At 68.8% G+C, this 19,241-nt stretch carries 21 protein-coding genes; 7 read left to right on the forward strand and 14 right to left on the reverse strand.

Translation table 11 applies throughout. The annotated features are described in order from the left end of the window. Nucleotides 1–154: 154 nt before the first annotated feature. The 3 genes from maiA to NGJ44_RS03935 are packed head-to-tail and all read right to left on the reverse strand — an operon-like array spanning nucleotide 155 to nucleotide 2,306. A complete protein-coding gene (gene maiA / locus NGJ44_RS03925) occupies nucleotides 155–799 on the reverse strand; it encodes a maleylacetoacetate isomerase (protein WP_251863156.1) in 645 nt (214 codons plus the stop codon). Between the two features lie 50 nt (nucleotides 800–849). Further along, the gene (gene ispH / locus NGJ44_RS03930) at nucleotides 850–1,830 is read right to left on the reverse strand and encodes a 4-hydroxy-3-methylbut-2-enyl diphosphate reductase (protein WP_053246244.1); all 981 of its coding nucleotides are present in this window, start codon (nucleotides 1,828–1,830) and stop codon (nucleotides 850–852) included. Next, nucleotides 1,830–2,306 (reverse strand): FKBP-type peptidyl-prolyl cis-trans isomerase, encoded by a 477-nt coding sequence (locus tag NGJ44_RS03935; protein WP_251863157.1) that lies wholly within the window; start codon nucleotides 2,304–2,306, stop codon nucleotides 1,830–1,832. Before NGJ44_RS03935 ends, ispH begins: the two co-directional genes overlap by 1 nt. A 48-nt stretch (nucleotides 2,307–2,354) precedes the next feature. Here NGJ44_RS03935 and radC point away from each other — a divergent pair, with 48 nt between their 5' ends. The 6 genes from radC (at nucleotide 2,355) to NGJ44_RS03965 (ending at nucleotide 8,585) form a co-directional block, all read left to right on the forward strand. Then, nucleotides 2,355–3,032, forward strand: a complete 678-nt coding sequence (gene radC / locus NGJ44_RS03940) for a RadC family protein (protein WP_053246245.1) — start codon at nucleotides 2,355–2,357, stop codon at nucleotides 3,030–3,032. Between the two features lie 110 nt (nucleotides 3,033–3,142). After that, nucleotides 3,143–3,772 carry an arylformamidase gene (gene kynB / locus NGJ44_RS03945; RefSeq protein WP_053246246.1) on the forward strand — a complete coding sequence of 210 codons (630 nt, stop codon included), beginning with the start codon at nucleotides 3,143–3,145 and terminating at the stop codon, nucleotides 3,770–3,772. 121 nt (nucleotides 3,773–3,893) lie between these two features. Beyond that, nucleotides 3,894–4,742, forward strand: a complete 849-nt coding sequence (gene kynA, locus NGJ44_RS03950) for a tryptophan 2,3-dioxygenase (RefSeq protein ID WP_251863158.1) — start codon at nucleotides 3,894–3,896, stop codon at nucleotides 4,740–4,742. Between the two features lie 234 nt (nucleotides 4,743–4,976). Next, nucleotides 4,977–5,243 carry a type B 50S ribosomal protein L31 gene (locus tag NGJ44_RS03955; protein WP_006388310.1) on the forward strand — a complete coding sequence of 89 codons (267 nt, stop codon included), beginning with the start codon at nucleotides 4,977–4,979 and terminating at the stop codon, nucleotides 5,241–5,243. 184 nt (nucleotides 5,244–5,427) lie between these two features. Beyond that, nucleotides 5,428–7,158 (forward strand): ArnT family glycosyltransferase, encoded by a 1,731-nt coding sequence (locus NGJ44_RS03960; RefSeq protein ID WP_053246248.1) that lies wholly within the window; start codon nucleotides 5,428–5,430, stop codon nucleotides 7,156–7,158. After that, nucleotides 7,155–8,585 carry an MATE family efflux transporter gene (locus tag NGJ44_RS03965; protein WP_251863159.1) on the forward strand — a complete coding sequence of 477 codons (1,431 nt, stop codon included), beginning with the start codon at nucleotides 7,155–7,157 and terminating at the stop codon, nucleotides 8,583–8,585. The genes NGJ44_RS03960 and NGJ44_RS03965 overlap by 4 nt, the downstream gene beginning before the upstream one ends. Nucleotides 8,586–8,635: 50 nt before the next feature. On the opposite strand, the gene paaK is transcribed toward NGJ44_RS03965, so the two are convergent. The 9 genes from paaK to paaA form a co-directional block, all read right to left on the reverse strand. Then, nucleotides 8,636–9,949, reverse strand: a complete 1,314-nt coding sequence (paaK, locus tag NGJ44_RS03970) for a phenylacetate--CoA ligase PaaK (RefSeq protein WP_251863160.1) — start codon at nucleotides 9,947–9,949, stop codon at nucleotides 8,636–8,638. A 105-nt stretch (nucleotides 9,950–10,054) separates the two neighbouring features. Beyond that, the gene (gene paaI / locus NGJ44_RS03975) at nucleotides 10,055–10,525 is read right to left on the reverse strand and encodes a hydroxyphenylacetyl-CoA thioesterase PaaI (RefSeq protein ID WP_251863161.1); all 471 of its coding nucleotides are present in this window, start codon (nucleotides 10,523–10,525) and stop codon (nucleotides 10,055–10,057) included. Next, entirely contained in the window at nucleotides 10,525–11,313 is a 789-nt protein-coding gene (gene paaG, locus NGJ44_RS03980) for a 2-(1,2-epoxy-1,2-dihydrophenyl)acetyl-CoA isomerase PaaG (protein ID WP_251863162.1), read from the reverse strand. Before paaG ends, paaI begins: the two co-directional genes overlap by 1 nt. A 14-nt stretch (nucleotides 11,314–11,327) precedes the next feature. After that, on the reverse strand, nucleotides 11,328–12,992 hold the full coding sequence (gene paaN / locus NGJ44_RS03985; protein ID WP_251863163.1) for a phenylacetic acid degradation protein PaaN: 1,665 nt from the start codon (nucleotides 12,990–12,992) through the stop codon (nucleotides 11,328–11,330). A gap of 49 nt (nucleotides 12,993–13,041) precedes the next feature. Continuing rightward, nucleotides 13,042–14,130: a 1,2-phenylacetyl-CoA epoxidase subunit PaaE gene (paaE, locus tag NGJ44_RS03990; RefSeq protein WP_053245819.1), complete on the reverse strand. Its 1,089-nt coding sequence runs from the start codon at nucleotides 14,128–14,130 to the stop codon at nucleotides 13,042–13,044. A 12-nt stretch (nucleotides 14,131–14,142) separates the two neighbouring features. Next, nucleotides 14,143–14,649 carry a 1,2-phenylacetyl-CoA epoxidase subunit PaaD gene (gene paaD, locus NGJ44_RS03995; protein ID WP_251863164.1) on the reverse strand — a complete coding sequence of 169 codons (507 nt, stop codon included), beginning with the start codon at nucleotides 14,647–14,649 and terminating at the stop codon, nucleotides 14,143–14,145. Continuing rightward, entirely contained in the window at nucleotides 14,646–15,410 is a 765-nt protein-coding gene (gene paaC / locus NGJ44_RS04000; RefSeq protein WP_251863165.1) for a 1,2-phenylacetyl-CoA epoxidase subunit PaaC, read from the reverse strand. The genes paaD and paaC overlap by 4 nt, the downstream gene beginning before the upstream one ends. A 15-nt stretch (nucleotides 15,411–15,425) precedes the next feature. Next, nucleotides 15,426–15,710, reverse strand: coding sequence for a 1,2-phenylacetyl-CoA epoxidase subunit PaaB (gene paaB / locus NGJ44_RS04005; protein WP_053245817.1), 285 nt, complete (start codon nucleotides 15,708–15,710; stop codon nucleotides 15,426–15,428). 97 nt (nucleotides 15,711–15,807) lie between these two features. After that, nucleotides 15,808–16,797, reverse strand: coding sequence for a 1,2-phenylacetyl-CoA epoxidase subunit PaaA (gene paaA / locus NGJ44_RS04010; RefSeq protein WP_053245816.1), 990 nt, complete (start codon nucleotides 16,795–16,797; stop codon nucleotides 15,808–15,810). A 171-nt stretch (nucleotides 16,798–16,968) separates the two neighbouring features. Between paaA and paaX the strand changes: the two genes are divergently transcribed. Then, complete coding sequence (gene paaX, locus NGJ44_RS04015) at nucleotides 16,969–17,901, forward strand: phenylacetic acid degradation operon negative regulatory protein PaaX (protein WP_053245815.1); 933 nt, start codon at nucleotides 16,969–16,971, stop codon at nucleotides 17,899–17,901. A gap of 70 nt (nucleotides 17,902–17,971) precedes the next feature. Here the strand turns inward: paaX and NGJ44_RS04020 are convergent, their stop codons facing one another. Both NGJ44_RS04020 and orn read right to left on the reverse strand, forming a co-directional pair. Continuing rightward, entirely contained in the window at nucleotides 17,972–18,583 is a 612-nt protein-coding gene (locus NGJ44_RS04020; protein WP_251863166.1) for an NAD(P)H-hydrate epimerase, read from the reverse strand. Nucleotides 18,584–18,679: 96 nt separating this feature from the next. Continuing rightward, nucleotides 18,680–19,225 carry an oligoribonuclease gene (gene orn / locus NGJ44_RS04025; RefSeq protein ID WP_053245820.1) on the reverse strand — a complete coding sequence of 182 codons (546 nt, stop codon included), beginning with the start codon at nucleotides 19,223–19,225 and terminating at the stop codon, nucleotides 18,680–18,682. Nucleotides 19,226–19,241 lie beyond the last annotated feature (16 nt).

Below are 19,241 nucleotides of genomic sequence, written 5' to 3' on the forward strand. Positions count from 1 at the left end.
CGCCCCTACGGCATTTTCCCGGGGCGGTGCCGGCGGCTGTTCGACGTTTCCGCGGAGCGGCTCCGGGATGCGGAAGACGCGCGCGAGGCGGCGGGCGACGGCGGACTGCGGGCGAGCGCGCCGGCCGCCGCAAGGCAATGGCGAGGCGCCCGCCCTATTCCGCGTCGGGCTGCCGGGACGGCTCGGCCGCGGCGAAAGCCGGCAGTTCGCGGCAGGCCGCGTCGATGCGCACGACGTTCGGCATGGCTGAAAGATCGCAGTCGAAGCGCCGCGCGTTGGCCACCTGCGGCACGAGGCAGAGATCGGCCATGGTGGGCGTGTCGCCATGGCAATAGCGGCCCGTGGCCGGCGAACCCGCCAGCTGCGCCTCCAGCGCGGCCAGCCCCTGGTGCACCCAGTGCCTGTACCAGGCCGTCTTGGCCTCTTCGTCCACGCCCAGCGTGTGCTTGAGGTACTTGAGCACGCGCAGGTTGTTCAGCGGGTGCGTGTCGCAGGCGATGCCCAGCGCAAGGTCGCGCACGCGGGCCCGGCCGACCGGGTCGGACGGCAGCAGGGCCGGCTCGGGATGCGTTTCTTCGAGGTATTCGATGATCGCCAGCGATTGCCCGATGACGGCCTCGCCGTCGACCAGCGTGGGCACCAGCGCGGTCGGGTTCAGTTTGCGATAGCTCGCCGAGGTCTGCTGGCCGCCGTCCTTGAGCAGGTGCACGGGCAGGTACTCATAGGACAGTCCCTTGAGATTGAGGGCGATCCGCACGCGATAGGCGGCCGAACTACGGAAGTAGCTATACAACTGCATGAAGTGTCTCCTGTGGTGGTCGGCGCGCCGCCGGACGGGCGGCGCCGCGTCTATTCGGGCGATTCGGTCTGCGCGAGCTTGCGCGACAGTTCCTTGGGCAGCGGGAACGCCACGTTTTCTTCGAGGCCCGGCATGGTGCGCACCGATACCGCGCCCAGCTCCTTCAGGCGCGCGATCACCTGCTGCACCAGCACTTCCGGCGCGGAGGCGCCCGCCGTCACGCCGATGCGCCGGCGGCCTTCCAGCCAGGCGGGCTGGATGGAATCCGCGCCGTCGACCAGGTGCGAGGCCACGCCCTTGCGCTCGGCCACTTCGCGCAGGCGGTTGGAATTCGAGCTGTTGGTGCTGCCCACCACCAGCACCAGGTCGCAATCCGGCGCGAGGATCTTGACCGCGTCCTGGCGGTTCTGGGTGGCGTAGCAGATATCGCTTTTCTTGGGTTCGACGATGTTCGGAAAGCGCGCCTTGAGCGCGCGCGACACGGCCGCCGCATCGTCCACGGACAGCGTGGTCTGGGTCACGTAGGCGAGGTTGTCGGGGTCGGCAACCTCCAGCCCGGCGACGTCTTCCACGGTTTCCACGAGGTACATGCCGCCCCGGGCCTGGCCCAGCGTGCCCTCGACCTCGGGGTGGCCCTTGTGGCCGATCATGACGATCTCGCGGCCGGCGGCGCGCATGCGCGCGACTTCGATGTGCACCTTGGTGACCAGCGGGCAGGTGGCGTCGAACACCCGCAGGCCGCGGGCCTCGGCCTCGGCCCGCACCGCCTTGGACACGCCGTGCGCGGAAAACACCACGATGGAGCCGGCGGGCGCGTCGTCGAGCTCGTCGATGAACACGGCGCCCTTGGCGCGCAGGTCTTCCACCACATAGCGGTTGTGGACGATTTCGTGGCGCACGTAAATGGGCGCGCCATGCAGCTCCAGCGCGCGCTCGACGATGTCGATGGCGCGGTCCACGCCGGCACAGAAGCCGCGCGGCTGCGCCAGCACGACTTCGGCGTCGGGGGCAGTGACAGGCCGGACGGTCATCAGAGCACTCCGAGCAGCGCCACGTCCAGGCGCAGGCTGACCCCGGCCAGGGGATGGTTGAAGTCGAACAGCGCGGATTCGTCGTCGATTTCCTTCAGCACGCCCGAATAGCGCCCGCCGTTGGGCGCGGCGAATTCGACCAGATCGCCGGGCTCGAAGGTGGCGTCGGCGCCCGCGTGCTCGGCCAGCATGGCGCGCGTGACGCGCTGGATGAGGTCGGGATTGCGGTCGCCGTAGGCCTGGGCGGGCTCCAGCGTGACGCTGAAGCGCTCGCCTTCGGCGTGCCCCAGCAGCGCCGCCTCCAGGCCGGGAGCCCACTGGCCGCTGCCCATCTGCAGCGTGGCCGGCCGGCCGTCGAACGTGTCCGTGAACACCGAATCCTTGCCGGGCCCGGAGGCCAGGGTGATGCGGTAATGCAGGGTCAGGTAGGAGTCCGGACGGACCGGAACATTCACTTCTTTGGATTCGGCGCTCACGATCTGCCACCGTAGGGATTTGGATAAACCCCGATTTTAGAGCCTCTTATGAAATTGTCCGCCCAGCTCTCCCGGCACGAGCGTCCCCGGGAACGGCTCCTGCGCCACGGCGCCTCCAGCCTGCGCGACGCCGAGCTGCTCGCCATCGCCCTGCGCACCGGCGTGCCGGGGCGCAATGTGCTGGAACTCGGCAACCTGCTGCTCGAGCGTTTCCAGGGCCTGCGGGGCCTGCTGGGCGCCACGCCCGAAGAATTGCAGACGGTTCCGGGGCTGGGGCAGGCCAAGGCCTGCTCGCTGGCGGCGGTCATGGAGCTGGCGCGCCGCGCCGCTGAAGAGGAACTGGCCCGCGAGGCGGCCCTGAACCACCCCGCCAGGGTGAAACAATATTGCAAGGTGGCGCTGGGCCACCGCCGCGTCGAGCACTGCATCGCCCTCTACCTGGACGGCCAGCTGCGCCTTATCGCCAGCGGCGAGCTGGCGCGCGGCACGCTGGCCCAGGCCTCGGTGTATCCACGCGAGGTGGTGCGCGAGGCGCTGCGCCACCACGCGGCGGCGCTTATCGTGGCCCACAACCATCCCTCCGGCCTGCCCCACCCCAGCGCGGCCGACCTGGCTTTCACCCAGCATCTCAAGCAGGCGCTGGCGCTGGTCGACGTCCGGCTCATGGACCACCTCATCGTGGCGGGCGGCGAGGTGGTTTCGCTGGCCGAAAGCGGCCGGCTCTGAGCCGCGGGCGCAGCTCGCCATCCACCGGCCCCGGGGTCGCCCCGATCCGTTAGACTAGCGGCCCCAGATGGTTTAGGCTTCACATAAATCACTCCGCGCCGCCTGCCTGCATGAAACGCCTGTGGGACATCTCCCCGCCCGTATCGACGGCCTCGCCCGTCTTTCCCGGCGACACGCCGTACCGCCAGCAATGGAAGTGGACGCTCGCGCCCGGCTGTCCGGTGAACGTCAGCGAAATCACCATGTCGCCGCACGTGGGCGCGCACGCCGACGCGCCGCTGCATTACCAGCAAGGCGGCGCCGCGGTCGGCGCGCTGGCGCTGGAGCCCTTTCTCGGCCCCTGCCGCGTCATCCACGCGCTGGATTGCGGCCCGCTGATCCTGCCCGGGCACCTGGCGCACGCCGCCGAGGGGCTGCCGCCCCGCGTGCTGGTGCGCACCGCCAAGCATGCCGCCCAGGACTGGTGGACCGACGATTTCTCCGCCTACGCGCCGCAGACCATCGAATGGCTGGCCGGGCGCGGCGTCATGCTGATCGGCCTCGATACCGCCAGCATCGACCCCGCCTCGAGCAAGACCCTGGACAGCCACCATGCCATCCTGCGCCACGATATCCGCGTGCTGGAGAACCTGGTGCTCGATGAGGTGCCGGAGGGCGATTACGAATTGATCGCGCTGCCGCTGGCCCTGGTCCAGGCCGATGCCAGCCCGGTGCGCGCCGTCCTGCGCGAGCTGGGCTGATCCGCCGGCGCCGTGCCGGCCCGCCCGAACAGAGCACGACCATGACGAAACACCCCTACGCGCCCACGGCCCGGCGCTCCCACGGCCGCCCCGCCACCCCGTCCACGCCGGGAGGCCGCGCATGACCTCGACCCACCGCCCCGAAGACATCGTCCACGCCGAAAAGGCCCAGCTCGACTATGCGCAGGACATGACCTACGGCGACTACCTGCACCTGGACGAGCTGCTCGGTGCACAGCACCCGCTGTCGCCCGAACACAACGAAATGCTGTTCATCATCCAGCACCAGACCAGCGAGCTGTGGATGAAGCTCATGCTGCACGAGCTGCGCGCCGCCATCGCCAACGTGGCGTCCGGCCAGTTGCCGCCCGCCTTCAAGATGTTGGCGCGGGTAAGCAAGATCATGGAACAGCTCGTTCACGCCTGGGACGTGCTGGCCACCATGACGCCGCCGGAATACTCGGCCTTGCGCCCGTATCTGGCGCGCTCCAGCGGATTCCAGAGCTACCAGTACCGCCAGATCGAATTCCTGCTGGGCAACAAGAACGCAGCCATGCTGCAGCCCCACGCGCACCGCCCCGACCTGCTGGCGCAGGTGCGCCGGGCCTTCGAAGCGCCCTCGCTATACGACGAATCGCTGCGGCTGCTGGCCCGCAACGGCCTGCCGCTGCCGGCGTCCGCGGTGGAGCGCGACTGGACCCAGCCCTACCAGGCCAGCGACGAAGTCGAGCAGGCCTGGCTGGAGGTCTATCGCCACCCCGACCGCTACTGGGACCTGTATCAGCTCGGCGAAAAGCTCACCGACCTGGAAGACGCGTTTCGCTTGTGGCGTTTTCGCCACGTCACCACGGTCGAACGCGTCATCGGCTTCAAGCGCGGAACGGGCGGCACATCGGGCGTGGCATACCTGCGCAAGATGCTGGAAGTCGTGCTGTTTCCCGAGATCTGGAAGCTGCGCACCGACCTCTGATGCAGCGGCCCGGCGCCGCATGGCCGCATATGCCTGGCGGGCCGGCCCGGGGCATGCTAGAATGCGAAGTTACTTTTTGGATACGTGGCTAGGGTTTTGGCCCCCGGCGGGTTCCGACGATGGTTCCCGCAGGCATTTTCTGCCGATCTCCGGCGGAGAGCGCCGCAGCCGGAGGCGCTGTAGCTGGCGACCCCCAACACTGGAAGCGGCTCTTGCGAGCCCAAGGAAAGCACCATGAAAGAAGGCATTCACCCCGAATACCGCGAAGTCGTCTTCGCCGACCTGCAGACGGGCAGCAAGTTCATCACCCGCTCGACCGTGCAAACGCGCGAAACCATCGAGCTGGACGGCAAGACGTACCCGCTCTTCAAGTGCGACGTGACCTCCGAATCGCACCCGTTCTACACGGGCGCCCAGACCCGCATCGTCGAAACCGGCCGCGTGGAAAAGTTCCGCGCCCGCTTCGCCCGCACGGCTGGCACGGTCAAGTCCGCCTCCTGATCCGACGCTCCCTCGGAGCCTCGGCAAAAAGGCAGCCTTCGGGCTGCTTTTTTTTCCCCGCGCGGGCCGTAGCCGGGCCGCGCCGCCCGCCCGGCGCGCACCGCAGGCCGCGTCCGTCCGCGACCGCAGAAACCGCGTTCAAAAAAGGCTGGCACTTCCCGCGTCCTCGGTTACATTAACGCCCGTGTCCCCACTTTCGCTTACCACGCCGGCCCGGCTCACGTCCGTGGCCACCGCCAAACTGCCCCGGCTGATCCTGCTGGGCCTCTCGCTGGCCTACATCGTCGCCGGCCTGTTCATGCGCGACCCGTGGAAGACGGACGACGCCGTGGGGCTGGCCACGATGATCACCACCATCCGCGAGGGCGGCATCACGTGGCTGCTGCCGCAGGTGGGGCATCTGGCGCACGCCGAGGAAGGGCCGCTCATCACCTGGGTGGGCGCGATCTGCATCTGGCTGTTCGGCCCCTACATCGGCGACATCACGGCCGGACGCCTGCCCAACCTGCTGTGGTTCGCCATTACCACCATGAGCGTGTGGTACGGCACTTATCTGCTGGGCCGCCGGGCCGAGGCCCAGCCGCTGGCCCTGCCCTTTGGCGGCGAGCCGGAGCCCCGCGACTACGGGCGCATGCTGGCCGATGCGGCGCTGCTGCTCCTGCTGGCCACCGTGGGCATCCTGCAGCGCACCCACGAAACCACCGTGATCCCGGCCATCATGGCCTGCCAGGCCCTCGCCTTCTACTCGCTCGCCCGCAGCCTGGACCGTCCCTTCAGCGGCCTGACCTCGCTGGGCGTGGCGCTGGCCGCCGCCTTCCTGACCCGCGGCTGGGTGGGCGCGCTGCCCATCATGGCGGCGTCGGCGCTGGCGTTCTACCCGCGCAGCGCGCTCTGGAAGTGCAGGCGCTGGCTGCCGCTGGCGGCGGCGATCGCCGCGCTCCTGATCCTGGCCTGGTGGATTCCCGCCACCCAGGCCAGCGAATACTGGGTCCGCAACTGGAAGATCTGGAACCTCTCTTCCTTCTCCGTTCCTTCCCTGGGCGACGCGGGCCGCACCCTGCGCGACCTGCCCTGGTACCTGTGGCCCACCTGGCCGCTGGCCATGCTGGCCATCTGGCGCTGGCGCGGCTGGCTGTTCGCGCCGCACATCTGGCTGCCGCTGGCGCAGGCGGCCTGCGCCGGGTTGATCCTGTTCGCGATGGAAGAGGCGTCCGATTCCGAGTACGCGCTGCTCGCGGTGCCGTGCGCCGTGCTGGCCGCGTTTTCGCTGCCAACGCTGCGCCGCGGCGTGGTCAACACGCTGGACTGGTTCGCGGTCATGTGCTTTTCGCTGACGGCGGCCACCGCGTGGCTGGGCTGGATCGCCCTGCACTTCCGCTGGCCCGCCCAGATCGCCCGCAACATCGGGCGCCAGACCACGGGCTACGAGCCGGTGATTTCCTGGTTCGCCTTCGCGCTGGCGCTGCTCTTCACCATCGGCTGGGTGGCGGTGGTCGTCTGGCGGCTCAAGGTGAAGCCGCAGGCGCTGTGGCGCGGCACGGTGCTGTCGGCCTGCGGCCTGACCGTCACCTGGATCCTGCTGGTGCTGTTGTGGCAGCCCGCCGTGGACTACGCCCGCTCGTACCGCACGGTTTCCGGGCAGCTGGCCGAAGCGCTGGCGCAGTACCGGCAGCCCGGGGAATGCGTGCGCGGCCTGAGCCTGGGCAGCGGCCAGCGCGCGTCGTTCCTCATCTTCAACAACCTGACCTTCACTTTCGACTCGAAGTGCACGCTGGTGCTGCAACAGACCTCCAACCAGAGCCTGCGCGACAATACCGCCGCCTATAGCGACGGCGCCGAGGTCCTGTGGCAGGGCGGCCGCCGCGCGGACCGCCACGAAGTGTTCCGGCTGCTGCGCATCCCCTCCCCCCGATGACCGCAACATCCGCAGCGCCGGCAGGCTTCGGCGCAACCCTGGGCGGCATCGTCCGCCAGGCCTGGCCCGTCCTCATCAGCCAGTGGGCGGGAATATCCTTCGGCGTGCTGGACACCGCCATGACCGGCCACGCCAGCCCCGGCGACCTGGCCGCCATGGCGCTCTCCGCCTCGATCTACATCACGGTGTTCGTGGGCCTGATGGGAGTGGTGCATGCCCTCATCCCCATCCTGGCGCAGCACTTCGGCGCCGGCCGCTACGACGACGTGGGCCATGCCTGGGGCCAGGGCGTGTGGCTGTCGCTCGGACTGTCGGCGGTGGGCGCGGTTTTCATGCTGTTTCCCGATGTCTGGCTCTCGTTGTCGGGCGATGTCGATCCGGGCGTGCGCGAGCGCATCGGCTCCTATCTGCGCGCGCTGACCCTGGCCCTGCCCGCCGCCCTCGCCTTCCGCACCATCTACGCGCTCGGCACCGCCGTCTCGCGCCCCAAGCTGGTCATGTCGATCAACCTGGCGGCCATCGGCATCAAGGCGTTCTTCAACTGGCTGTTCATCTACGGCGAGCTGGGCCTGCCCGCCATGGGCGCGACGGGCGCCGGGCTCTCCACCGCCTTGGTTTCGTGGATCAGCCTGGCGCTGGGGATCTGGGTGGTGACGCACGACCGCTACTACCGGCGCTTCCACCTGCGCGTGGGCCGGCCGGACGCCCAGGCCCTGAAAGAGCTGCTGCGCCTGGGCGTGCCCATGGGCGCCTCCTACCTGGTGGAAGTGTCGGCCTTCACGTTCATGGCGCTGCTGGTGGCGCGCGAGGGCACGTTCGTCACGGGCGGCCATCAGATCATGTCCAACCTGGCGGCGCTGTGCTACATGATGCCCATGGCGCTGGGCGTGGCCACGGCCTCGCTGACCGCGCAGGCCATCGGCGCGGGCGACCTGCCGCGCGCCCACCGGACCGGCATGGCCGGGCTGGCGCTGGGGCTCATGGGCGCGGTGCTCACCGCCGCCGCGGTGCTGTCCGGCCGCCCGCTCATCCTGGCCGCCTACACCGACAACGCCGACGTGGCCGCGGTGGCCGCCACCCTGCTGGCCGTGCTGCCGCTCTTCCACCTGTTCGACTCGATGCAGTGCATCAACTCTTACCTGCTGCGCGCCTACAAGGTCGCGGTGGTGCCGCTGCTGCTGCAGACCGTGGCGCTGGCCGGCGTGGGACTGGTGGGGGGATGGTGGCTGGGCTTCGGCCCCGGCCGCGACGGCGCCGCCCGCGCCGGCATGGACGCCGTGCGCGGCCTGCTGGCGCCCGGTTCGCCGCCGGGCGCGGGCACGATGTGGATCATGGCGATGGTAGGGCTGGCCCTGTCCGCCCTGCTGCTGCACCTGTGGTACCGCCACATCGTGCGCAACCGCGGCGGCGCGGCGCTGGCGGCCTGAACAAAGGCCGGCGCGGGCGCCGGCCTTTTTCCGTGCGGGCGCTGGCCCGTCTACTTCGGCCGCTTGTCGATCACGCGGCGGGCCTTGCCCGTCAGCGTGCGCTCCACGTGGCCGGCGTCCGACACCTGCACGCGCGCGCTGACGCCGATGTGGGTCTTCACGGCATGCTGCAATTGCTTGCCCAGGGCGGCGCGCTCGGACTCCGGCAGGTTCGAGAACTCGGCCCTCACCTCGGTAAGAATCTCCAGCTCGTCCAGATTGCCCGTGCGCGAGAGCACGAGCTGGTAATGCGGCGCGAGCTGGGCGATCTTGAGCACCAGCTCCTCCACCTGCGTGGGGAACATGTTCACGCCACGCACGATCAGCATGTCGTCGCTGCGGCCGGTGATCTTGCCGATGCGGCGCATGCTGCGGGCGGTGGGAGGCAGCAGGCGCGTCAGGTCGCGCGTGCGGTAGCGCACGATGGGCATGGCTTCTTTGGTGAGCGAGGTGAACACCAGTTCGCCGGGCTCGCCGTCGGCCACGGGCTCGCCCGTGTCGGGGTTGACGATCTCGGCGTAGAAATGGTCTTCCCACACCACCGGACCGTCCTTGGTTTCCACGCACTCGCTGGCCACGCCCGGCCCCATGACCTCCGACAGGCCGTAGATGTCCACGGCGTCGATGCCGGCCTCGGCCTCGATGTCAGCGCGCATCTGGCCCGTCCAGGGCTCGGCGCCGAAGATGCCGATGCGCAGCGAGCTTTGACGCGGATCAATGCCCTGGCGGCGCTGCTCCTCCAGAATGTTGCAGAAATAGGAGGGCGTGACCATGATGATGTCCGGACGGAAATCATTGATGAGCTGCACCTGCTTTTCGGTCTGGCCGCCCGACATGGGCACGACCGTGCAACCCAGCCGTTCCGCGCCGTAATGCGCCCCCAGGCCGCCCGTGAACAGGCCGTAGCCGTAGGCCACGTGCACGGTGTCGCCCGGCTTGCCGCCCGCCGCGCGGATCGAGCGCGCCACGAGGTTGGCCCAGGTGTCGATGTCGCGCAGGGTGTAGCCCACCACAGTGGGCTTGCCCGTGGTGCCGCTGGATGCGTGGATGCGCGCGATGCGCTCGCGCGGCACGGCGAACATGCCGAACGGATAGTTCTCGCGCAGTTCCTTCTTGCTGGTGAAGGGGAACTTGGAAATGTCGGAAAGCTGCTTCAGATCGTCGGGATGCACGCCGCGTTCGTCAAAGGCCCTCTTGTAGTGCGGCACGTTCTCGTAGGCGTGCTTCAGCGTCCATTTCAGACGCTCCAGCTGAAGGGCGCGCAGCTCGTCGATGCTGGCGTGCTCGATGGGGTCCAGCCCCGGCTTGCTCATGGTGTTGGACATGGTTGTCTCTCTCCTGAAATCCTCTGGAACCGCCGCCGGCAAGACGGGCGCGCGGGCGGCGCGCCGTCTTGCCGGCGGCAGTCTCGTCATGGCGGAAATCCGTGCTCAGTCGGTTTCGGCGGCTCCGACGATCTGGCCCTTGATGCGGTAAGACCGTCCCCGGAACAGCGCCACGCTGCGGCCGTCCTGGTTGGTGACGGTGACATCGTAGACCCCGGTGCGGCCCGCGAGCGAGCGTTCCTGCGCCACGGCCGTGAGCAGGTCGCCCTCGAAGCCCGGCGCCAGGAAGTCGATGGTGCAGCCCGAGGCCACGGTGCTGACGTTGCGCGAATTGCACGAAAACGCGAAGGCGCTGTCGGCCAGCGCAAAAATGAAGCCGCCGTGGCAGGTCTTGTGGCCGTTCAGCATGTCGGCGCGCACGCGCATGGTCAGCCGCGCATAGCCGGGCGCGATCTCCTCGACCTTCATGCCCAGGCCCTGGGAGGCGGCGTCTTCGGCGTACATGGCCTGGCCCACGGCCTGCGCCAGTTCGTGCGGATCGGCGGGCGCCTCGACGGGAGGTACGTGCGTCGTCATCATTTTCCTTTGAATTGCGGTTCGCGCTTGCCCAGGAAGGCGGCCACGCCTTCCGCGTAGTCGGCGCTGCGGCCCAGCTCGCGCATCAGGTCGCGTTCGAGATCGAGCTGGGTGTCCAGATCATTGCCCAGGCTGGCCTGCAGCGCCCGCTTGGCGTAGGCCAGGCCCTTGGTGGGCGCCTGCGCGAAGTGGCGCGCGAGCCGCTCCAGCTCGGCATCGAATTCCTCGTCGGCCACGCAGCGCCAGATCATGCCCCACGCCTCGGCCTGGCTCGCGCTGATCTTGTCGCCCAGCAGCGCCAGGCCCATGGCTCGCGCGCGCCCCACCAGCCGGGGCAGCGCATACGTGCCGCCGGTATCGGGGATCAGGCCCAGCTTGCAGAACGACTGGATGAAGCTGGCCGACGCCTTGGCGATGACGAGATCGCCCGCGAACGCCAGGTTGGCGCCCGCGCCGGCGGCCACGCCGTTCACGCCGACCACCACCGGCATGGGCAGCGCGTTCAGCCGGCGCACCAGCGGCGCGTAGAACTTGTCCACGGTTTCGCCCAGGTCGGGCGGCGTGCCGTCGGGCGCGGGCTGGCGCTCGCTCAAGTCCTGCCCGGCGCAGAACCCGCGGCCGGCGCCCGTCAGCACCAGCACGCGGGCGCCTTCGGCTTCGACGCGGCCCAGCGCGTCGGCCACCTCGCCGTGCATGCGCGCGGTAAAGCTGTTCAGCTTGTCGGGGCGGTTCAGCGTGAGCCGCGCGACCCCGCCGGAGAGATCGAACAGAATGTCTTGATAGCTCATGGCGCGGCTCCCGGTCAGACGTGACGGCGGGTTTGCACCACGCGGAACCGGTTGGACACGAAGGCGGTGTCCGAAAGCGCCGCGTTGGCCGCGGGGTTGGCGCCGGTGCCGTGGAAGTCGCTGAACGCCGCCGTCTGGTTGACGAACACCGCCCCCGTGAGGTTGAGCGAAAGCGACACGCCGGCGACTTCGGCCGCGTCCTGCACGGCGGCCGCCACCTTGTCGTCCGTGGTGTAGGCCGAGAACGACAGCGCGCCGTTGCGGATCACGCTTTCGCGCGCCAGGCGGATGCTCTCTTGCGTGGAATCGGTGGCCACCAAGAAGGCGATGGGACCGAACCATTCCTGGCCGATGGCTTCATTGCCGGCCTCGGCGCGCAGCAGCAGCGGCGTGCGCACCCGCGCCTGCTCGAACTGCGGGTGCGCCAGCGCCTTGCTGTCGGCGATGACGGGCAGGCCCAGCGCCCGCGCGCGCTCGATGCGCTCCAGGATGGCCTCGCTCTGGATGGCCCCCGTGAGCTCCACCGCCTTGGCCGGGTCCGCGCCCAGTTTCTCGACGGCCGCGCCCAGCGCCGCCGCCACCTCGTCGAAGCTCGCGTGGCCCTCGGGCGTGTCGATGCCGCCGCGCGGCACGTAGATGTTCTGCGGGGCCGTGCACATCTGGCCCGAGTACAGGGCCAGCGAGAACGCCAGATTGCGCGCCATGCCCTTCAGGTCGGACGTGGAGTCGATGATGACCTGGTTCACGCCCGCCTTTTCGGTATAGACCAGCGCCTGGCGCGCATTGTTTTCCAGCCAGTCGCCGTTGGCCGTGCTGCCGGTGAAGTCCACGATCTTCACGGCCGGGTCCAGCGCCAGCGTCTGCGCGGTGTCGTCGCCCGCCTCGTGCGCGGCCAGCAGCACCACGTTGGGGTCGAAGCCCGCCTCGGCCAGCACTTCGCGCGCCACCTGCACGGTGATGGCCAGCGGCAGGATGGCGGCCGGATGCGGCTTGACGATGACGGTGTTGCCCGTGGCCAGGCTGGCGAACAGGCCCGGATAGCCGTTCCAGGTGGGGAAGGTGGAGCAGCCGATCACCAGGCCGATGCCGCGCGGCACCACGGTGAAACGCTTTTCCATGCGCAGCGGCTCGTTCTTGCCCTGCGGCTTTTCCCAGATCGCCACGCCGGGGATGCGGGACATTTCCTGCCAGGCGTAGGTCACGGCCTCGAAGCCGCGGTCCTGCGCATGCGGGCCGCCAGCCTGGAAGGCCATCATGAAGCCCTGGCCGGTGGTGTGCTGCACGGCATAGGCGATCTCGAAGCTGCGCTTGTTCAGGCGGGCCAGGATTTCCAGCGACACGCCCACCCAGTCGCGCGGGCCGGCGCGGCGCCATTGCTCCAGGGCGCGGGCCGAGGCTTCGATCAGCTTGCCGGCCGGCACGCGCGGATAGGCGATATCCAGCGGGAAGCCGTAGGGCGAGACTTCGCCGCCCACCGTGCCTTCGGCTCCCGGCAGATCCAGCGCGAAGGGCTTGCCGCGCAGCGCCTCGAAGGCGGCGCGGCCGTCTTCGTTGGCGGTTTCGCCGTAATTGCGCGGGCTGGGCGACTCCGCGAACGGGCTCCAGTAGCCGCGCTGGGCGGCGGCTTTCAGCCCTTGTTCCAGCAGCGGCTGGTGGCGTTCGAAGAAGGCTTGGGACACTGTGTCTCTCCAGATGGGAATTCGTTATGGCGCTACAGGGCGCGGAAAATCAGGTTTCCTGGTCGAAATCGAGGACCAGGCGGTCGCTGACCGGAAAGCTCTGGCAGCTCAGGATGAAGCCTCGCGCCACCTCGTAATCTTCGAGCGCGAAGTTGGCGTCCATGTCGACCTCGCCCTCGACGACCTTGCAGCGGCAGGTGGAACACACGCCGCCCTTGCAGGAATACGGCAGTTCGATGCCCTGCGCAAGCGCGGAATCGAGCACGCTGTCCTTGTTCTTGTCGATGACGAAGGTGCGGCTGTGGCCGTCCTGCACCACCGTCACCTCGCACTGGCCCTTGCCCGGCGCCTGGCGCGCCTCCTTGCCGGTGCGCAGCGCGCGCGGCCCCTTGGGCGCGCCGAACAGCTCGAACTTGATGTGGTCTTTGGGAATGCCGCGGGCCTGCAGCCGATCCACCACGCTTTCGGTCATGGTCTGCGGGCCGCAGACGAAAACGTAATCGACGTCGTCGGGGCTCATCCAGGCCGACATGAGCTGGTCGACCTTGTCGCCGTCGAGCCGGCCGTTGAAAAGCTCGATGTCCTGCGTCTCTCGGCTCATGATGTAGACCAGCGAGAACCGGTCCATGTAGAGATTCTTGAGGTCTTCGATCTCTTCGCGAAACAGCACGGCGGACGACGCGCGGTTGCCGAAGAACAGCGTGAAGCGGCTGTCGGGCTCGGTGGACAGCGCGGTCTTGACCAGCGAGAAAATCGGCGTGATGCCGCTGCCCACCGCGAAGGCCACGTAATGCCGGCTGTTGGCCGGCGAGAAGTCCACCGTGAAGCTGCCCGCCGGCGGCATGACCTCCAGGGTCTGGCCGGGCTGCAGCTCGTGGTTGGCCCAGTTCGAGAACACGCCCTCGTCCACTTTCTTGATCGCCACCCGCAGCGTCCGGTCCTGGGGCGCCGAACAGATGGAATAGGAACGGCGCAGCTCCTCGCCGTTGAGGCGGGTGCGCAGCGTGAGGTACTGGCCCGGCTGGAAGGCGAACTCGCCGGCCAGCGACTCCGGCAGGTCGAAGGTCACCACGACCGCGTCGCGCGTATTGCGCGCCACCGACGCCACCTTCAGGGAATGGAATTGATTCTGGCTCATGACAAAGCGCTCTCAGTGCGTCTTGAAATAGTCGAAAGGCTCGCGGCAGGCCACGCAGCGGTACAGCGCCTTGCAGGAAGTGGAGCCGAAGTGGCTCACCAGGCGGGTGTCGCGCGAGCCGCAATGCGGGCACTCGACGACCGGGCCCGCGGCGCGGCGGCTGATGCCGGAAATATCGATGGCCCGCTCGGCCGGGGCCGCGATGCCGTAGCCCTTGAGCGCGGCGCGGCCCCGCTCGGTCATCCAGTCGGTGGTCCAGGCCGGCGCCAGGCGGGATTCGACCCGCACCCGCGCGATGCCGCGATCCGCCAGCGTGCGCTCGATGTCCTGCGTGATCTCCCGCATGGCCGGGCAGCCCGAATAGGTGGGGGTAATCACCACCACGCAGGCGTCGCCATCCCACGACACTTCGCGCACCACGCCCAGGTCCACCACCGACAGCACGGGAATCTCCGGGTCGGGAACCTCCTGCAGCCAGGCGTAGACCTGGTCGGTGGAAACGGGCGCGGCGGCGTTCACCACTTGGCTCCCGGATAGGCGCGCGGCAGGAACTGCATTTCGGCCAGCAGGTAGCCCAGCTCCTCGGTGTGCCGTCCCTGGCGGCCGCCGCGCAGGGCGGGCAGGTCGGCCGCCGCCTCGTCGGGCACGGCCAACGTGGCTTCTTCCAGCACCTCGCGCACGTGGCGCAGCCAGGGCGCGCGCAGGGCCGCCAGCTCGCAGCCGATGCCGCGCGCCGCCATGTCCTGGTCGACCGCGTCGTCGGCGAACAGCTCGCCCGTGTAGCGCCAGGCCTCGTCGATGGCGGCCTGCATCTTGGCGTGGCTCTCCGCCGTGCCGTCGCCCAGGCGCACCACCAGGTCGGAGGAGCGGCGCACGTGATAGGTGACTTCCTTGAGCGCCTTGGCCGCGATGGCGGCCACCCGCTCGTCGGCGGATTTCTCGAGTTTCTGCAGCAGGAAGTAATGCCACACGTCGAACAGGAACTGGCGCGCCATGGTGTCGGCGTAATTGCCGTTCGGGCGCTCGACCAGCAGCGCGTTGTGGAACTGGTGCGCGTCGCGCAGGTAGGCCAGCGCGTCTTCGTCGCGGCCCGCGCCCTCGACCTCGCCGGCCAGCGTCAGCCACAGGCGGGCCTGGCCCAGCAGGTCGAGCGCGGTGTTGGTCAGGGCCAGGTCTTCTTCCAGCACCGGGCCGTGGCCGGTCCAGGCGGACAGGCGCTGCGACAGGATGAGCGCGGTGTCGCCCAGGCGCAGCAGGTATTCGAACAGCGTCTTGTCCATGTCTCCTCCCGCCGCCTACATGTGCTTGATTTCTTCGGGCATCGGGAAGAACGTGGGATGCCGGTAGACCTTGCTGTTGGCCGGCTCGAAGAGCGGGTCCTTGTCGCCGGGGCTGCTGGCCACGATGTCGGCCGCGCGCACCACCCAGATGCTCAGTCCTTCGTTGCGCCGCGTGTAGACGTCGCGGGCATGGTTGATCGCCATTTCGGCGTCGGGCGCGTGCAGGCTGCCCACGTGCTTGTGCGCCAAGCCGTGCTGGCTGCGGATGAACACTTCCCACAGAGGCCAGTGCTTGCTCATGATGGATATCCTCGACGCCGGCGCGCGGAGCCGCGCGCCGGACTGCAATGATGGAAAAGAAAGAAAACCCGCTGGAAAACGGCGGCCGTCAGCCGCCTCAGGCGGCCTTGCGCGCCGCCTGCTTCTCGGCATGGGCGACCAGGGCGTCGCGCACCCAGGCGCCCTCTTCGTGCGCCTTCACGCGCGCGGCCAGGCGCTCACGGTTGCAGGGCCCGTTGCCCTTGATGACCGCGTAGAACTCGTCCCAGTCGATCTCGCCGAAGTCGTAGTGACCCCGTTCGGGATTCCACTTGAGATCGGGATCCGGGATGGTGAGCCCCAGGTACTCGGCCTGCGGCACGGTCTGGTCCACCATCTTCTGGCGCAGCTCGTCGTTGGAAAAGAGCTTGATCTTCCAGGCCATGGACTGGGCGCTGTTGGGCGAATCGGCGTCGGAGGGACCGAACATCATCAGCGCCGGCCACCACCAGCGGTTCAGCGCGTCCTGGCACATGGCCTTCTGCTCGGGCGTGCCGTGCAGGCACATCTGGATGAGCAGGTCGTAGCCCTGGCGCTGGTGGAACGACTCTTCCTTACAGACGCGCACCATGGCGCGCGCATAGGGGCCGTAGGAGCAGCGGCAGAGCGGGATCTGGTTGATGATGGCCGAGCCGTCGACCAGCCAGCCGATCATGCCGATGTCGGCCCAGGTGAGCGTGGGGTAATTGAAGATGCTGGAGTACTTGGCGCGCCCGGCGTGCAGATCGTCGATGAGATCCTCGCGCGACACGCCCAGCGTCTCGGCGGCGCTGTACAGGTACAGGCCATGGCCGGCCTCGTCCTGCACCTTGGCCAGCAGGATGGCCTTGCGCTTGAGCGACGGCGCGCGCGTGATCCAGTTGCCTTCCGGCAGCATGCCCACGATTTCGGAGTGCGCGTGCTGCGAGATCTGGCGCACCAGGGTCTTGCGGTAGGCATCGGGCATCCAGTCCTTGGGCTCGATGCGCACGCCGTCGTCAATGCGGCGCTGGAACGTCTGTTCGCGGCCTTCGAGCTGGTCCGCGGTCTTGACCTGCTTGACGCCGGTTTCGACGAGTTGAGCGTACATGTCTGTCTCCTGGTGACGGCTCTTGCGGTAGCGCAAAGCGCAATGCCGGCATTGCCGTTATTCAGCAGGATTATTTAATACAAAAAATTCATTGTCAAACCCAAATCTGTATCACATTGGATTTATGTATCATGTTGGCGATCCCCATACCGGCCGCTTCCGGCCCTCCTTATGGCAAACCCTCAGTCGCCCCTGGACCGCTTTCTCTCCCGTCTGCTGAAGCAGGACCCGCCCCGAGCCAAATCCTTGTGCGTGAGCCTGCTGGGCGACGCGCTGGCGCCGCACGGCGGGGCCATCTGGCTGGGCGACCTGATCGCGCTGCTGGCGCCGCTGGGCATCAACGAACGGCTGCTGCGCACCAGCGTCTTCCGGCTGGTGGCGCAGAACTGGCTGCAATCCGAGCGGCACGGCAGGCGCAGCCTCTACCTGCTGTCCGAACAGGGCCAGCGCAACACGGCCCACGCCTCGCAGCGCATCTACGAAGGCCCGCCCCAGGAATGGAACGGGGAATGGACACTGGTGGCCCTGCCCCGCATCGGCAACGGGCTGGCCGAGCGCGCCGAACTGCGCCGCGAACTGGTATGGGAAGGCTTCGGCATGATCGCGCCCGGGCTGTTCGCCCACCCGCACACCGAGGCGCGCGCCGCGCACGACATCCTGGAAAAGCTGGGCATACCCGACCGCGCGCTGGTGCTGTCGGCGCGCGACCTGGCCGGCGCGGGCGGGCTGCCCATCGCCAGCCTGGCGCCGCAATGCTGGAATCTGGAAAACGTGGCGGAACAGTACCGGCAGTTCACGCGCCATTTCGCGCCGCTGGAAAAATTGCTGGACGAGCCGCCCGCCCCGGAGCAGGCCTTCGCCGCCCGCGTGCTGCTGCTGCACAGCTGGCGGCGGATCGTGCTGCACGACCCCCAGCTTCCAACTCCCATGCTGCCTGAGAACTGGCCCGGCCACCCGGCGCGCCAGCTTTGCGGCCGCCTCTACTGGAAGCTTTTCGACGCCTCCGAGGCCCATCTGCAGGCCATGGCGGGGCAGGACAACGAACGCTACGCGCCGCTGGCGCCCGAAGCCGCGCTGCGGTTCGGCGGCCGGCCGCCTGGCTGAGCCGGCGCCAGCTTCGCCCCTGATTTTTCCCCGAGGGTTCTTCCGCGGTTCTTCCCCGATTCGCCCGCGGCTACAGCGCCACGCCCAGGGTGTCGAGATGCAATTCGCCCGCCGCTTCGCGGGCCGGCCCGGGTCCCTGCAGCCCGCGCGCCTGGCCGATGAAGCTGAGCGTCCAGCGCGCGCGTACCGGCCGGCCGAGCGCGGCGCCGGTGTCGGCGTCCACCCCGCTGGGCACGTCCAGCGCCAGCACCGGCACGCTCCAGCCATTGAGCTCGTCGATGACCGCCTGCCAGTCGGCGCCCAGGGGACGGTTCAGGCCGATGCCGAATAATCCGTCCAGCACCACGTCCGGCGCGGGACCCGCTTCCAGGACCGCCGACTCGGCGCCGCCCTCCTCGCGCCAGCCGGCCAAAGCACGGGCCGCGTCGGCCGGCAGCCGGTCGGCGCCGCCCGGCATCGCCACGCGCACCCGGTAGCCCGCGCGCCGCAGCAGCGTGGCCGCCGTCAGCGCATCGCCGCCGTTGTTGCCGGGGCCGGCCAGCGCCAGCACCGACGCGCCGGGGGGAAAACGGGCCTGAATGAAGGCCGCCGCGGCGGCGCCCGCCAGCGGCATGAGCGAGCGCCCCTGCGCCAGGGCCCGGCGCTCGGCGCTGCGGATATCGGCTACGGAATGGAAGGTCATGGCCAGCCTCCGGCGGATGGGCGCCGGCCCGGCGACGCCACGCGGGCCGCGCGCACACGAAAAACGCGGACCGCCATGCCCGACGGCCCGGCTCCGCTACACCTTCAGGAAGTGCTCGCGGTAGTACTTCAGCTCTTCGATGGATTCGTAGATGTCGGCCAGCGCCTCGTGCCGGCTCTTTTTCTCGAAGCCCTTGTACACGGCGGGCGCCCAGCGCCGCGCCAGCTCCTTGAGCGTGCTGACGTCGAGGTTACGGTAATGGAAGAACTGCTCCAGGCGCGGCATGTACGCGAACATGAAACGGCGGTCCTGGCTGATGGTATTGCCGCACAGCGGCGACTTGCCGGCCGGAACGTGCTGCGCGAGGAACGCCAGCAGCGTATCCTCTGCCTGCTCCTCGGAAATCGTGGACGCGCGCACCTTGTCGATGAGGCCGCTCTTGCCGTGCGTGGACTTGTTCCAGCTGTCCATGGCGTCGAGCAGGCTGTCCGGCTGGTGCACGACCAGCACCGGGCCTTCGGCGACGACGGTCAGGTCGGCCTCGGTCACCACCACGGCGACTTCGATGATGCGCTCTTTCGCGGGATCCAGGCCGGTCATTTCCATGTCGAGCCAGACCAGTCGGTTTTCGTTCACAGCCATATAATTTACCTATAAA

Origin of the sequence: Achromobacter sp. Marseille-Q4962 (assembly GCF_943737005.1) — a bacterium.
Classification (GTDB): domain Bacteria; phylum Pseudomonadota; class Gammaproteobacteria; order Burkholderiales; family Burkholderiaceae_B; genus Achromobacter.

Bases quoted from the DNA above. Each gene is read 5' to 3' on its own strand.
- orn (WP_053245820.1), bottom strand. From the start codon at position 19,225: ATGGCTGTGAACGAAAACCGACTGGTCTGGCTCGACATGGAAATGACC.
- paaA (WP_053245816.1), bottom strand. From the start codon at position 16,797: ATGTACGCTCAACTCGTCGAAACCGGCGTCAAGCAGGTCAAGACCGCG.
- NGJ44_RS04020 (WP_251863166.1), bottom strand. From the start codon at position 18,583: ATGACCTTCCATTCCGTAGCCGATATCCGCAGCGCCGAGCGCCGGGCC.
- paaB (WP_053245817.1), bottom strand. From the start codon at position 15,710: ATGAGCAAGCACTGGCCTCTGTGGGAAGTGTTCATCCGCAGCCAGCAC.
- paaG (WP_251863162.1), bottom strand. From the start codon at position 11,313: ATGAGCTATCAAGACATTCTGTTCGATCTCTCCGGCGGGGTCGCGCGG.
- paaX (WP_053245815.1), top strand. From the start codon at position 16,969: ATGGCAAACCCTCAGTCGCCCCTGGACCGCTTTCTCTCCCGTCTGCTG.
- maiA (WP_251863156.1), bottom strand. From the start codon at position 799: ATGCAGTTGTATAGCTACTTCCGTAGTTCGGCCGCCTATCGCGTGCGG.
- NGJ44_RS03965 (WP_251863159.1), top strand. From the start codon at position 7,155: ATGACCGCAACATCCGCAGCGCCGGCAGGCTTCGGCGCAACCCTGGGC.
- NGJ44_RS03955 (WP_006388310.1), top strand. From the start codon at position 4,977: ATGAAAGAAGGCATTCACCCCGAATACCGCGAAGTCGTCTTCGCCGAC.
- kynA (WP_251863158.1), top strand. From the start codon at position 3,894: ATGACCTCGACCCACCGCCCCGAAGACATCGTCCACGCCGAAAAGGCC.
- paaC (WP_251863165.1), bottom strand. From the start codon at position 15,410: ATGGACAAGACGCTGTTCGAATACCTGCTGCGCCTGGGCGACACCGCG.
- ispH (WP_053246244.1), bottom strand. From the start codon at position 1,830: ATGACCGTCCGGCCTGTCACTGCCCCCGACGCCGAAGTCGTGCTGGCG.
- radC (WP_053246245.1), top strand. From the start codon at position 2,355: ATGAAATTGTCCGCCCAGCTCTCCCGGCACGAGCGTCCCCGGGAACGG.
- kynB (WP_053246246.1), top strand. From the start codon at position 3,143: ATGAAACGCCTGTGGGACATCTCCCCGCCCGTATCGACGGCCTCGCCC.
- paaE (WP_053245819.1), bottom strand. From the start codon at position 14,130: ATGAGCCAGAATCAATTCCATTCCCTGAAGGTGGCGTCGGTGGCGCGC.
- paaK (WP_251863160.1), bottom strand. From the start codon at position 9,949: ATGTCCAACACCATGAGCAAGCCGGGGCTGGACCCCATCGAGCACGCC.
- paaI (WP_251863161.1), bottom strand. From the start codon at position 10,525: ATGACGACGCACGTACCTCCCGTCGAGGCGCCCGCCGATCCGCACGAA.